Origin of the sequence: Brevibacterium permense (genome assembly GCF_025506275.1) — a bacterium.
GTDB classification, from domain to species: Bacteria; Actinomycetota; Actinomycetes; order Actinomycetales; family Brevibacteriaceae; genus Brevibacterium; species Brevibacterium permense_A.
The window spans coordinates 1-14,048 of the sequence record NZ_QYCP01000073.1 but is presented as its reverse complement, the minus strand read 5'-3'; the positions used below and the strand labels follow the sequence as shown (position 1 = coordinate 14,048).

Genomic DNA, 14,048 nt, shown 5'->3' with positions numbered 1-14,048 from the left:
GTCCGCGTGGAACAGATCCACGTAGAATGGATGCGCGCAGTGCCAATTCTGTAGAACCGTTTCGCGCTCATCGTCAATAATGGTTGCAAATCGCGTCCGTTTAGTTGTCAGACCGGTACTTTGCTAGTTTCTCTTCATCGATGTGTGCACCAACGCCGGGCTCGGGCCGCGCTGAGATTCTTCCGTCAACGATCTTCAGCGGTTCAGCGAGAAGGTCGTCTTCCATGTCTAGGAAGTTTGACAGTTCGGCCGCTCGCCGAGCGGTTGCTTCATGAGCGGCACCGAACGTAACGGTCGCAAGTGAACCAACTTGGGTGTCGATTTGATTGCCCATGGTGACGTCAACACCCAGCCCCGTGCATAGTCCTAGTATCTCGGTTGCTTCGGTGAATCCTGATCGAGCTGTCTTAATGCAGATTGCATTGCATCCCCCCGACAGTAGCTCCCGGGAAGCATCTCCCGCGGTAGGTACCGACTCGTCTCCGACTATAGGGATTGCCGCCTTCTCGACCAGTCGGCGTCTACTCATCATCTCCTTGGCATCGCAGGGCTCCTCCAGGAGTGTAAGACCAGTGCCTTCAGTACGACGCAATACTTCAAGCGCTTCGTTGGCAGTCCAGCCACGATTGGCGTCTAGATAGATTTCAACATGATCGTCCAATCCATCGCGTAGAACGTGAACTGCATCGATATCTAGGTCGATCGGACGACGGCCGACTTTCAGTTTGAACGTCGTGATTCCGTATTCTTCGCCGAACCTTTGCGCCTCATCAAGTAGTTCTTCGGCCGGCTTGAAACCTAGCATGTGCGAGACTCTTAGGGACGAGGTCCAGCCGCCCAAAAGTGAGTGCACCGGCATGTCCATATATTTTCCTGCCGCGTCCCAAAGCGCGATGTCGACGGCGCCTTTTGCGACCTGATTGTGAATGGTTCGCCGCATGATTGCGTGGATTGCACCACGGTCGAAAACAGTGAGGCCCACTATCTGCGGTGCGAAAATCTCCTCCACGACATTTTTGATGGAGATCTGAGTCTCCCCATAGGTATAGGGGCGCGGGGGAGCATCCGCTGTGCCGACGATTCCGTCCTCAGTCCAAATGCGAATGAGGATGTGCTCGGCTGATTCCACACTACCTGAAGCAAATTTCAGCGGGTGCGTATAAGGGATCGCATACGGGATCGCCTCAACCGCAATTATTTTCACTTGCTCTCCTTGAGATTTAGTGCGGCCCGACGGACCAGATCGGCAAACGATGACAAAAGGGGTTTTGGTGCGGAGAGAAGGGCCTGCGTGGGATTGCGCCATGAAGTTCCGAGACCGATCGCAACGTGCTCCGACAACTGACGAATAGCGATGGCCCCATGCAACGGCAACGCATCAGATCCTGGAACCAGCGCGATGCCGAGTCCCGCACTCACCAGTGCGATGAGAGTTGATGTTTCAGTGGCTTCTTGAACGATCCGTGGGCGGAAGCTCGACTGTCGGCACATTTCCCAAACGACGGAGGCTACCGCTGATTTTCGCGGGTAGCTGACCAGGTCGCATTCCGATAACTGCCCTATCGACAACGGCTGATCATGCTCGGTGGAGATGACCAGCGGGTGCTCCCGTGGAAGAACTGCGACCAATGGGGTTCGCTCAAACTCATCTATTGTGAGCTCCGGGGACTGCACAGGAGGTCTGAGTATCGCGACATCTAGTCTGTTCTCAAGTAACCCGCTCTCCATTTGCGGAGTCAACATTTCGCCTGAGATCTGCATACGGACATTGGGCATATCTGCCTGCGCCAAGCGCACGATCTCTGGCATCAATCGGTAGGTCGCAGTGCCGGAGAAGCCGACGCGAAGTACCCCTGCGGCGCCGCGTCCAACTTCAGCGACATCGAATTCAGCGGCGTCGACATCCGAAAGTATCTGTCTAGCACGCTCCATGAGCAGCGCGCCAGCGCCAGTGAGCTCGACCTTGCGGGTAGTTCGTTCGAAGAGCGTCGTTTCCAACTCCATTTCCAGCTGCTTGATCTGGCTGGATAGAGGCGGCTGGGCTATGTGCAGGCGTTCGGCGGCGCGACCGAAGTGTCGTTCTTCGGCGACCGCGAGAAAGTAGCGCAGGTGTCTTAGCTCCATTTCTCTCCTTCTTTGACCGCCAATGAGGTGATGTTGTCATTCAGCCTAGATCCTGGAATCGACCAAAGTGAAAGACCTGTCGAGACCGTATTCATACTCCAAACATATAGAACTGGTCGAAAAATGTACTTCTGCATCTGGATTAACGCCCCTACAGTGATTGAGGTTACGGAAACCTGATGGCCGGTTTTCGATGGAAGCACGATCCGAGGAGGGACGATGGCTGAAGCAAAGTCGCAGCAGGCCCACGACGCCACCGAGAGCAAGCCCGACGGCGAACAGCGGGACTCCATGGATGCGGGAGGGAAACGCAACTGGTTAATGCTGACGCTGGGCCCAGCGGCCGGTCTTGTGCTTGCAATGATTCTTCCCGACTCACTTGTTTTCGAGGGGCGAGCCGTCGCAGGTTGTGCACTGTGGATGGCGATCTGGTGGATGACCGAAGCCGCACCGATCCCGGTCACTTCTCTCTTGCCGCTGGCTCTATTCCCACTGTTCGGTATGGGAACGATGAAGGAAGTTGCAGCTCCGTATGCTGACTCCGTCATCTTCCTTGTGATGGGCGGGGTCGTCCTCGGACTAGCGACAGAGAAGTCCAATCTTCATATGCGGATTGCGCTACTGACCATCAGGCTGATCGGTACCAAGCCTTCTCAGATTGTGCTCGGTCTTATGGTTGCTTCTGCGTTTATCTCGGCCTGGGTGTCTAACACGGCGACTGCCGTAATTATGGTTCCCATCGCAGTCTCGATTCTCAATTTGGTCCGTTCCATCGATGAAAAGGCCGCGGGGCGAAAGTTCGCTGCTTCAATGCTGTTAGGTGTTGCCTACGGCGTGACGATCGGCTCGACCGCAACTCTCATTGGTCAGCCACCTATGGCACTGATGAAGGGATACCTCAAGGAATCACATGACTTCGACATGAAGTTTGGAACCTGGATGCTCATCGGAGTTCCATGGGCCGTAGTGATGCTGGTTATTGCATGGCTCGTGTTGACTAAGTTGGTTTATCGTCCTGAGGTCAATCAACTGCCCGGGGGCGATGAACTAATTCGGGCAGAACTGTCGAAGCTGGGAGCAATGACCACATCGGAGCGGCGAGTAGCTTCGATCTTCAGCCTGGCGATATTCTTCTGGGTCGGAGTTCCTTTCATCGCTCAGATTCCATGGGTCTCAGAGCACCTGGCCTTTCTGAGTATGATCGACGATGCGCAAGTCGCCGTGGCCGCAGCAATTGCTTGCTTCCTCGTTCCAGCTAGGCGCAGAGCTGACGATGCTGCCGGAGCACCACTGCTGCGCTGGTCGGCTGCTAAGGAGGTCCCGTGGGGCCTGTTGCTGCTATTCGGTGGTGGGCTGTCGCTGTCATCTACGTTCACAGCTACCGGGTTCTCGAAATGGATCGGTGAGCAGGTTTCCGGCCTTACAGGGATGCCTTCGTGGGTAATCATCGTAGCTGTAATTGTTGTTGGCCTGGTGCTGACGGAGATGACTTCGAACACCGCCACAGCAGCAGCCTTCCTGCCGATTTTCGGGGCCGTTGCTGTGGGGGTCGGAATCGATCCGCTGTTCATGACGATCGCGGTCACTCTGGCTGTCTGCTCTGCCTACATGCTGCCGGTCGCCACACCATCGAATGCGGTGGCCTTCAGCTCAGGTGAAATCACAATCAAGCAGATGACTCGAGCGGGGGTGTGGCTGAATCTGATTTCTCTGGTCCTCATCATGATCGTCATGTATACCTTGGTTCCTGTGGTCTTTGGGGTCACCCTTTAATCAAAGGTGTCGTGTAGACCATTGGTCGCGCCTATATTTAGTCACAACAGCCACACGACCATCTACCCACCCCTTGGAGGCTCAATGCTATTTCTGGCACGTATGGATGTCGTCTTTCCAGACTCGATGTCGAATGAGACCAAATCCGAGTTTCAGGTTAAGGAGAAGGCGTATTCCGCCGATCTGCAACGGCGCGGAATTATGAAAGGCATATGGCGCGTCGTCGGAGAGTATTCGAATTACTCCATGTACGAGGTCAACGATCTTGACTTACTGCACTCAGTATTCCAAGGGTTTCCAATGTTCGCGTACATGACTATTAAGGTGACTCCGCTGGCCCAGCACCCTAATGCGACCACTGACGACTTTTTCCGGCAACCCTGAATCTCGTCCGACCTCTAGTTTCAGAGTCTCTCCCGGCTCCAGCCGTCCGCCTCGTAGACAAGTCTGCCCTCGAAGTAAGTTCGGCAGACTGTCGTTTCGTGGATTGTTGCAGGATCGACTGTGAAGAGGTTGCGGTCGAGGACGATGAAATCTGCGGACATCCCGGATCGCAGCATTCCGGTCTCGTCTCCCAAGCTCATGGCCTCTGCCGGGTTTCGAGTAAATGCGGCAATGGCCTGATCGATCGTGAGCGCCTCATCCGAGTTGAGCTGGCCAGTCACAGTCGGGTCCGGGTTTGCACGAGTGACCAAGGTGGCCAGGCCGGTCCAAGGGTCTGGCGTCGGTGCTGCGCAAGGCCAGTCTGATCCACCAGAGACAGTCGCTCCTGACTCCACCAGCCGCCGAAGCGGCCATGAACGGTCAAACGTCTCCGCTGGTACCTGCTTCTTCATAGACTCCTGCATCACTGACGGGAACCATAGGTACGGTGATGCGTCAGGGACAACGCCGAGTTCGGTGAATCGATTCAAGTCATCGTCATGGACGAACTCGACGTGAGCGATGTGGAATCTTGCCTTCCATCCCCGCCGCTTGCGTACCTCTTCAACTGCGTCGAGGATCATCCGCACTGCGCCATCGCCGGTGGCATGGAGTTTCGCATTGAGTCCGCGATCAACGAGTGCGAGAAGTGAGGAAGTGAGCTCGTCGGCGTCCCAGAGCGGTTTGCCTGTGAAATTCGGATCGTCGCCGGGGTGATTGCACCTGTATTGGTGGATCAGGGCCGCTGTCCGAGTCATCGGCACACCGTCGAGGATATACTTCGCAAAGGTCGGATGCACGTGGTTGGAGTGGTTCTGTTCTCTGACATCGTAGAGTTTTTCGCCGTTAATCCCCTCCTCGAGGAAAGGCCGCGAGGGCATCGATGCGACCACATGCGCGGTGAGTTCCCCTGCCTCGTCGATGTCGTGGAGGGTGCGCAGGGCGTAGTCCATCGTCGCTGATTCCTGTACCGCAGTGATCCCATAGGAATTCAGTGTCTTCACCGCAGTGGTGAAGGCCTGCGCGTGAAAATCCGCGACGTCGACAACGGTGTCCATGACGGCTGCTTCCGCCGGACCGCACGCGAGCTCGGTGAGCACGCCGTTGAGCCTGCCGTCACGATCCCTGACATAGGATCCGCCCTCGGGGGCATGGGATGTCTCATCGATGCTGAGGATCTCGAGAGCCGCAGAGTTCACCCAACGGTTGTGCATCGTGTCGTCACGGAGCAGGACTGGGTGGCCGTCTGCCGCTTCGTCCAGCGTCGCGAGATCAATGTGGGTGAGATCGTCCATGACTGTCGAGCCGACGATTCCGCCTACGACCCACTTGCCGGGAGCCAGATTCTTACTCCAGTTCCGGACCTTCACCGCAATTTCAGCCACATCGTCGCGGGGTAGGACCGGCAGTTCGAAGGCCAACTGTCGTCCGCCGAGCCCGAGGTGGGCATGGACGTCGACGAGTCCCGGCATCGCGAAGCTGCCGGCAAGATCGATCATCTCGGGTTCACCCCGCAATGAGGCCTGAACCTCGTCGAGGGAACCGAGTGCGCCGATCCTCCCATTGCTGACAGCGAACGCGTCGACGAACGGGCGCTCGGAGTCGCCGGTGAAGATTCGACCGTTGTTGACGATGTACTCCTGCATCGTGCTCATCACTCCTCGCAGCAGGGGGAGCCGGACTCCGGGGCGGGGACGTCGAGGACGGGGGAGCGGTCGAAGAATCCCTCGGGCCGCAGCTTGAAGCCGACGGTGTCGACGGGCATGATCGGCCAGTCCTCTACCCGCGGGAAGTGGGTGAGGCCGAAGCTGTGCCAGACTACGATGTCCTCCCCGTCGACGCTACGATCGGCCGCCGTCCACGCTGGCAGCCCCGCGTGACCGGGATGCTGGTTCGGGAAATCCCCGGTCGGGTACCGCTCGTCCTCCCGATACTGCGAGACCCACAGGGACTTCGACGCGAACGTGGCACGGCGATGAATCGACGAGTCCTCGGCTGCGAGCAGCGTCGGCAGGCCCATCGGGTGCAGTTTGTACCCGACCGGTTCGCCGAGGCGGTTGGTCGACTCCGGGTTCGTCACCACCCACGTCCGCGCCTTCGACTGATCCGCATCCCGCTGCGCAGCCAGTTCGGTGGCCAGAACGGTCCGGGACCGGCTGAAGGCATTGCCGCGCGGGTTGTCCTGCGAGACCGGCAGGCGAACCACGTCCTCCTCCTCGACTCGGCACTTGCCGCCGTCGAGGGCGAAGTCGAGTCGGGCTCCGAAGAGATGCTGGTGGAATGGGGCACCGAGTCCCGGCGCGATCTCCGAGGCGAAATCCGTCGACCCGCTCGGCAGCGCCGAGGTGAAGACGACACCGGTGGCCTTGGCCTCGAACTCGATCGTGCCGTCGAGGTAGAGGTACCAATAGAACCCGTAGTCATAATTGCCGACCGTGGTGAAGAACGAGACGACGAAGCGACGATTGCGCCGAGTGTAGGCGACACCCGACCACAGGTCCGAATGTTTGGCCAGGATCGACGCGTCCTCCTCGTGCATGCAGATGCCGTTCTTGATCTGCCGAGGTTCGCCGAGGTTGTTCGCCACCCACGGCGACAGATAGGTGATATCGCCGAGGCAGTCACACCCGAGCTCGAGCGAATTCGCCCATTGCCCGACGAGGTATTCGCCGGTGTCGAAATAGTTCTGCCACGACCGCACCGGTGAGGGGTCACCATAGGGAACGACCATCTCGGCGATGGCCGCCCGATCGAGGATCGTGCGACGGCGCTCACCGTCGTCGAAGGCGATGTTGTGCAGGACGAGGCCCTCACGCATATCGAAGCCGACATCGAACGACCACTTCTCCCACTCGATGTGGTTGCCCTCGGTGACCGTGAAGCTCGGCCCCTCCGGCTGCGTGATCGAGATCGGCTTCTGCGTGGTTCGCACGGGTCCGGTCAGGTCCGGATCCGTGTAGTTCCCGTGCTCGGCCGGCACCGGAACGTTCTCGAGGTCGAGGACCTGGTCAACGGTTCTGTTCGTGACGTCGACATAGGCGACGAGTCCGTCGATCGGGTGCGCCCACGCCGAGTCCGACTCATGTTGCTGGTGGAACGCCAGTCCGCGCAGGATCCTCCGTCCCTTCTCCTCCGGGTATTCGAAGACCCCGGCCGACAACGGCGCCACCCGGACCTCTGCGACGGACAGCCCGCGCTTCTCCAGGCTCGCCAGCCACGTCGGATCGGCGGCGAGGACCTCTTCGACGACCTCGAACTCCTCTTCCATGACGGGGAACTCGCCCTCTTGGGTGGAGTCCACCTCGGTGACCGAATCGACCGACTCGCGGGTGGCCGAAACGACGATATCGCGGGCAGTGCCGGCGGATTTGTCGAGGATGAAGGCACGGAAACGACGATCCGCCTCGGCGGCGGTCCGCTTCGTGCCGCGCACGGGATCGAGCAGGCCGACGTAGGCCATGCGCGCGGTATCGGGGAAATGCCCGGCCACGCGCAGCACCGCGGTGACGGTCGAGATCTCGGCCTCGGTCGGCAGGGTGAAGGGGGTGGCGGTGGTCGCCTCGGCGACGGGAACGGAGGAATGGCAGGACATTGTGCACCTTTGCAATCTGGGTGTGTGCTGAGTCACGCTAAACGCTACACTTGTAGGAAATAAAGTCAAGACCCGATCTGCACCGCTGTGGAGGAGCCATGCCCAAGATCGTCGACTACGACCAGCGACGACTGGACCTCGTGCAGGCGACGCTGCGCCTGATCGTCCGGCAGGGCCTCGGCGGGGCAACGATGCGCGATATCGCGACCGAGGCCGGGTTCGCCAACGGGGTCGTCAAAACGTATTTCGGTTCGAAGGCGGACTTGCTGGCGGCCACCTACCTGTACGTCTTCGAGGCCACGAACGCTCGGGTCGCGACATCGACGACGGGCCTGCGTGGGCTCGACGCTCTGCGCGCTTTCGCGCACGAGGTGCTCCCGGTGACCCCCGCGCTGCATGACGAAGCCCGCGTCGTCCTGTCCTATCTCGCCGAAGTGGCCCAGAACCCCGAACACGCCCGCGCGACCGCAGAGACCATGGAGCTCTGGCGAGCATGGATAGTCTCCTGGCTCGGCGAGGCCGACGCCGACGGTCGTCTGCGTGCCGAGGTCGATATCGAATCCGAGGCCGAAGTGCTCCTGACATATCTGCTCGGAGCGCAGACCACGGCGATCATCGGCGGGCGCGGATTCGATTTCGCCGGCTTTCGGGCCCAGCTCGACTACGTCATCGCCCGACTCGTCCGGTCGAACTGATCCGGTGGAGCCGGGGCGAACCGTGGGCAGAGGGAGCCTTGCCGGAGCTGGGTGACCAAATGGTCGGTAATCTTGCTCGGGGTCGTGACTGGCGCGACGGTTGGGGATAGAGTGACCGGACAACGGGCCTTCGGCGAAGCGGTCGGGGCCGAGTGATCTAAGGACGACGATGTTGCTTGAAGACACCGCGAACGACTTCGACGGCTGGCAGGGCCTGGTCTCGGACTCGTTCGTCCCACTCGATACGGAACCCCAGCGCCGAGGCGGATTCCAAGGTCGCATCAGCGCGCGCGACTACGACTCCGTGGTGATGTCGCAGATCAAAGCCAATCCCCATGCCGTCCTGCGCACTCCCGAGCTGATCGCCCGAGCCCGGTCGGAGGCGCACGGCTGCGCGGCCGGAACGAACTACTTCAAGGTCTCGCTGCAGCTCGACGGGCACGGACTGCTCATCCAGGATGGACGTGAGATGGCTTTGGCGCCCGGATCGCTGGCCATCTACGATACGTCCCGACCGTATACGCTCAGCTTCGATTCGGACTTCTCGTCCTACGTCATGATGTTCCCGCAGTCACGGGTCAACCTGCCTGCCGGAACCGTCGGCCAACTCACCGCCACCCCGATCGGAGCCGACCACCAGCTCGGCGCGGTCGTCGCTCAGGTCATCTCCCAGGCCGGGGCCATGCTGCCGAACCTCAATCGGGCGACCGGTGTGCGGCTGGCCGGCAACGTCGTCGATCTGCTCACCACCGTGATGGCAGACGAGCTCTCTGCCGCGGGCGGCGAGATCGACGAACGGCAGCGACTGTGGGCTGAGATCACCGACTTCATCGATGTCCACCTCTCCGACCCGCAGCTCACCCCATCGACCATCGCCGCCGCCCACTTCATCTCGGTGCGCACCCTGCACCAGATCTTCGAAGGCACCGGGGAGACCGTTGCCGGAGAGATCCGGCGACGCCGCATCGAGAAGTGTCGACTCGACCTCGCCGACCCCGGACAGCGACAGATCCCGGTAGCCGCCATCGGCGCCCGCTGGGGACTGAGCGATCCGGCGCACTTCTCCCGGCTGTTCCGCAGCGCGGTCGGCCAGCCGCCCGCCGGGTACCGCCGCAGCACCCACGCCGACTGAACCGGTCTTCGCACCGGTTAAACCGAAGCGCGCCTGCCTGCGGATGCGCGAATCGTCAAGAACTCTGCCTGCAAAGCCAAGACGCGGTGAGCAGGCGGCGCCCACACTGGCAGTAATCACATTTGACTGTTAGGTGGACCACATGAGCACTCTCAGCTCGGACCCGGCCAAAGGCGGCCCGGGTTCCCCGAGCGGCAATGCCGCCGATCGGTCCTCCACGGACGGCGGGCACGCACCGGCGGCCACGGCTGCACTCGATGCCCGCCGCATCGGAATCCCCGCGCTCGTCTTCATGATCATCGCCGCCTCGGCGCCGTTGACCGTCGTCGCCGGCGGAGTTCCCAGCAACTTCGCCGTCACCGGCCTGGTCGGGATTCCCCTGTCGTTCGTCGTCCTTGGGATCGTTCTCATCCTCTTCGCCATCGGCTATGCGGCGATGAGCCGCCACGTCCACAACGCGGGAGCCTTCTTCGCCTACATCTCGAAGGGGATGGGCAAGCCCGCCGGGGTGGGGGCGGCGATGACCGCGCTCGTCGCCTACAACGCCATGCAGATCGGCATCGCCGGAATGTTCGGCTTCGTCTTCTCCTCCTTCCTCGACACCCTCTTCGGCATCTCCTGGCCCTGGTGGATCTGTGCGCTGATCGCGTGGGTCATCGTCGGCATCATGGGAGTGCTGCGCGTCGACTTCTCCGCGAAGGTACTCGGCATCATCGTCGGCGCGGAGTTCCTCGTCGTCTTCGTCTTCGACATCATCGGACTCGCGCACAGCCCCGAAGGCATCACCGGCGACGGGCTCGCGTTCGACCAGCTCTTCGCCCCCGGAGTCGGCGCGGCCCTGGCATTCTCGATCGCGGCTTTCATGGGTTTCGAATCCGGGGCCATCTACAACGAGGAGGTCAAAGACCCTCGTCGCACGGCAGGTCGGGCCACCGTCATCGCCGTGAGCATCATCGCGGTGTTCTACGCGTTCTCAGCCTGGGCGATGGTGGTCGGCGAAGGGGCCTCGAAGGTCATCGGCCGGTCCCAGGAATTCGGGCCCGACCTCATGTTCGTCTTCCTCGGCGAGCACGCCCCGGTGTGGTTCGTCGACCTCGGCAACCTGCTGTTCCTCACTTCGCTGCTGGCCGCGCTCGTGGCTTTCCACAACATCGTCGCCCGCTACGTCTTCGCCCTCGGTCGTGATCGGGTTCTGCCGTCGTCGCTGGCCAGAACCTCGAAGCGTACGGGTGCCCCGATTGCTGGGTCGCTGACTCAATCAGGGCTGGCGCTTGTCATCATCCTCGTCTTCGCCGTGGTCGGCTCCGGCAACGATGACCCGCTGTTCCCCGTCGTCACGCTCTTCACCTGGCTGACGAACATGGGGGCCTTCGGGCTCGTCCTGCTCATGGCGCTGACTGCGCTCGCCGTTGTCGGATTCCTGCGCACGAAGTCGGGGGAGTATTCGCTGTGGACCCGAGTCATCGCCCCCGGACTCTCCGCCGTCGGACTCCTCACCCTCTTCGTCATGATCGTCATCAACTTCAATGTCCTCATCGGCACAGAGGGCACCACGGTCCTGTCCTGGCTGCTGCCGACAATCGTTCTCGTCCCCGGGCTCATCGGCACGATCTGGGCCATCGTCCTCCGCTCGTCCTCGCCGAACCTCTATGCAGGAATCGGTTCAGGTGGTTCCCTGGGATGACGAAAGCGTTCCGACCGCCTGAAATAGCCGTACACACCGCCAGAAGATGACCACACCAACCGCAGTCGACCACCCGGTCACCGATCAAAGGAGCACCATGACCGCCGAGGCAACCGCCCCCGAAATGACCACCACCGCTGGAATTCTCGCCGCCATCGTCGACCCCTCCGGACGTGAGATCCACGACCCCGCCACCGGTGAAGTCGTCGGCCGAACTCACGAAGGGACACCGGCAGAGATCGACGCTGCGGTGACAGCCGCGCGCCGGGCTCAGCCTGCATGGGCAGCGCGCAGCTCTCAGGAGCGCAGCGAACTGCTGGGCAAAGCCGCCGACGCCATCGAAGCCTCCGCCGAGGCGCTGGCCGAGCTGCTCTCACGCGAACAGGGCAAACCCCTCAACGGCCCCAACGCCCGCTTCGAAGTCGGTGCCTGCGCGGCCTGGCTGCGTGCGAACGCGTCCTTCGAACTCGAACCCGAGTCCCTCGTCGACGACGGCGAAACCCATGCTGAACTCCATTACAAGCCCGTCGGCGTCGTCGGTGCGGTCGGTCCCTGGAACTGGCCGATGATGATCTCCGTCTGGCAGTTCGCCCCCTCGCTGAAGATGGGCAACACCGTCGTCCTCAAACCCTCGGAGTACACACCGCTGTCCGTGCAGGCGCTCGTGGCTGTGGTCAACCAGGTGCTGCCGGCCGATGTGCTCTCCGTCGTACCCGGTGATGGTTCTGTGGGCGCGGCACTGACCAGCCACGCAGATGTCGACAAGATCATGTTCACCGGATCGACGACGACCGGGCAGGCGATCATGCGCACGGCCGCGGACAACCTCGCCCGCATCACCCTTGAGCTCGGCGGCAACGATGCAGGCATCGTCCTCGAAGACGCCGATCCGGCCCAAATCGCGGGAGATCTGTTCTGGGGCGCGTTCATCAATACCGGGCAGACCTGCGCTGCGATGAAGCGGCTCTACGTCCCCGAATCGCTCTACGACCAGGTGTGCCAGGCCCTCGTCGAGGTGGCCGGACAGTCCCCGATGGGTGTGGGGCTGGAAGAGGAGAACGTGCTGGGGCCGTTGCAGAACAAGCAGCAGTATGACATCGTCGCGCGTCTCGTCGACGCAGCTAAGGACGGGGGAGCGCGGGTGCTCATGGGCGGTGACCCCGTCGCCGATCAGCCCGGCTACTTCTACCCGACGACCCTCGTCGCTGACATCGACAACAACAACCCGCTCGTGGCCGAGGAGCAGTTCGGGCCCGTGCTGCCGATCATCAAGTACACCGACCTCGACCAGGCCATCGAATGGGCCAACGAGCTCGAAGTCGGCCTCGGATCTTCGGTGTGGGGCACCGACCTCGACGCCTGCCGACAGGTCGCGGCCCGTCTCGAGGCGGGAACCACGTGGATCAACAAACACGGCGCCGTCGACCCCCGCGTGCCATTCGGTGGGGTGAAGAAGTCCGGTTTCGGTCTCGAATTCGGTCTCGAGGGCCTCAAGCACGTGAGCGTCCCCCAAGTCATCTCCTGGTAATTACTACCTGAAGGCGGCCCAGCAACCTGGCGCCAGGTTGCTGGGCCCCCGTCAGGTAGTAATAGGGGAGGGGAAGAGGGTGCGGACGATGTCGAGTACCTGGGCCAGTGCTTCGGACGGGTTGTTCCGGCGCCAGCCGAGGGCGAGCGTAAACGAATCCCCGCCCTCGGCGAGGCGGACATAGCGCACTCCGTCGATGCGGATGTGATCCGAGGACTCGACGACGACAGCCATGCCGACCTGCGCGCCGACGAGCGCCAGAAGACTGTAGGGATCGGGTGCCTCCTGGACGACCTGCGGCAGGAAACCGGCGTCATCGGCCAGCCGCATCATCACCTCTCTGACCTGCGACCCGTGCGATGGGGCATAGGAGATGAACGGCTGACCGGCGAGTTCGCCCATGTTCACCGACTCACGCTCGGCCAGCTCATGCCCCGAGGGCATGGCGATCATGACGCTCTCCTGCCGGATGACGTGGACCTCGACACCGGCCGGCACCGGCGGGCTGATGATCGCGAGATCCGTCTCCCCGTCGCGCAGCGCGATCGCAGCCTCCCCGCAGTACATCTGCGGCTGCAGGTCGAGGTTGATGCCCGGGTGCCGCTCACCGACCTCGCGGGCCAGCCTGGAGAGGATAGAGTAGCCGCTCGTGCCGCCGAATCCGATGCGTACCCGCCCCGCCAGACCCTGTTGAGCGGCCTGAGCAATGCGCCGGGCACCGTCCATCTGAGTCCCGATCGCGGCAGCGGGTTCGAGCAGCGCCTCACCCGCCGGCGTCAGTCGGACCCGCCGTGTCGTCCGCTCGAACAGATCGACGTCGAGGTCGCGTTCGAGCGCGCGGATCATCTGGCTGAGCGCGGGCTGCGCGATGTGCAGACGTTCCGCGGCCCGCCCGAAATGCAGCTCCTCGGCGACGGCGAGGAACGCTGTGACCTGCCTGAACTCCATGTCATGTCCCCATTGCCAGGATTGATAAAAATTTTCACTTAATCACCTTGATATTACCTCTTGGACTCTGAGTAATTCCGATGGCACTGTTGAAGACGAACTCATTGCCCAAGGAGACGCCCATGACTGCCGAAACCACAGCCACCCCC

11 protein-coding genes are annotated in these 14,048 nt (G+C 61.6%); 6 read left to right on the top strand and 5 right to left on the bottom strand.

Annotated features, from left to right (window positions below):
* Window positions 1-100: 100 nt before the first annotated feature.
* Window positions 101-1,204, bottom strand: a complete 1,104-nt coding sequence (locus tag D3I60_RS03525) for a mandelate racemase/muconate lactonizing enzyme family protein (protein WP_262774767.1) — start codon at window positions 1,202-1,204, stop codon at window positions 101-103.
* Window positions 1,201-2,124, bottom strand: a complete 924-nt coding sequence (locus D3I60_RS03520) for a LysR substrate-binding domain-containing protein (RefSeq protein ID WP_262774766.1) — start codon at window positions 2,122-2,124, stop codon at window positions 1,201-1,203. The genes D3I60_RS03525 and D3I60_RS03520 overlap by 4 nt, the downstream gene beginning before the upstream one ends.
* A 219-nt stretch (window positions 2,125-2,343) precedes the next feature.
* Here D3I60_RS03520 and D3I60_RS03515 point away from each other — a divergent pair, with 219 nt between their 5' ends.
* On the top strand, window positions 2,344-3,897 hold the full coding sequence (locus tag D3I60_RS03515; protein WP_262774765.1) for an SLC13 family permease: 1,554 nt from the start codon (window positions 2,344-2,346) through the stop codon (window positions 3,895-3,897).
* An 84-nt stretch (window positions 3,898-3,981) separates the two neighbouring features.
* Window positions 3,982-4,281, top strand: a complete 300-nt coding sequence (locus D3I60_RS03510) for a muconolactone Delta-isomerase family protein (RefSeq protein ID WP_262774764.1) — start codon at window positions 3,982-3,984, stop codon at window positions 4,279-4,281.
* Window positions 4,282-4,301: 20 nt separating this feature from the next.
* On the opposite strand, the gene D3I60_RS03505 is transcribed toward D3I60_RS03510, so the two are convergent.
* Both D3I60_RS03505 and D3I60_RS03500 read right to left on the bottom strand, forming a co-directional pair.
* On the bottom strand, window positions 4,302-5,975 hold the full coding sequence (locus D3I60_RS03505; RefSeq protein WP_262774763.1) for an amidohydrolase: 1,674 nt from the start codon (window positions 5,973-5,975) through the stop codon (window positions 4,302-4,304).
* Complete coding sequence (locus D3I60_RS03500; protein WP_262774762.1) at window positions 5,975-7,912, bottom strand: primary-amine oxidase; 1,938 nt, start codon at window positions 7,910-7,912, stop codon at window positions 5,975-5,977. The genes D3I60_RS03505 and D3I60_RS03500 overlap by 1 nt, the downstream gene beginning before the upstream one ends.
* A 98-nt stretch (window positions 7,913-8,010) precedes the next feature.
* Here D3I60_RS03500 and D3I60_RS03495 point away from each other — a divergent pair, with 98 nt between their 5' ends.
* The 4 genes from D3I60_RS03495 to D3I60_RS03480 all read left to right on the top strand — a co-directional run bounded on the left by D3I60_RS03495 (window position 8,011) and on the right by D3I60_RS03480 (window position 12,951).
* On the top strand, window positions 8,011-8,607 hold the full coding sequence (locus D3I60_RS03495; RefSeq protein ID WP_262774761.1) for a TetR/AcrR family transcriptional regulator: 597 nt from the start codon (window positions 8,011-8,013) through the stop codon (window positions 8,605-8,607).
* A gap of 169 nt (window positions 8,608-8,776) precedes the next feature.
* On the top strand, window positions 8,777-9,739 hold the full coding sequence (locus tag D3I60_RS03490; protein WP_262774760.1) for a helix-turn-helix domain-containing protein: 963 nt from the start codon (window positions 8,777-8,779) through the stop codon (window positions 9,737-9,739).
* A 292-nt stretch (window positions 9,740-10,031) separates the two neighbouring features.
* Complete coding sequence (locus tag D3I60_RS03485) at window positions 10,032-11,423, top strand: APC family permease (protein ID WP_262774810.1); 1,392 nt, start codon at window positions 10,032-10,034, stop codon at window positions 11,421-11,423.
* Between the two features lie 124 nt (window positions 11,424-11,547).
* The gene (locus D3I60_RS03480) at window positions 11,548-12,951 is read left to right on the top strand and encodes an aldehyde dehydrogenase family protein (RefSeq protein ID WP_262774809.1); all 1,404 of its coding nucleotides are present in this window, start codon (window positions 11,548-11,550) and stop codon (window positions 12,949-12,951) included.
* A gap of 51 nt (window positions 12,952-13,002) precedes the next feature.
* Here D3I60_RS03480 and D3I60_RS03475 read toward each other — a convergent pair whose 3' ends face one another.
* Window positions 13,003-13,899 (bottom strand): LysR family transcriptional regulator, encoded by an 897-nt coding sequence (locus D3I60_RS03475; RefSeq protein WP_262774759.1) that lies wholly within the window; start codon window positions 13,897-13,899, stop codon window positions 13,003-13,005.
* Window positions 13,900-14,048: the final 149 nt, after the last annotated feature.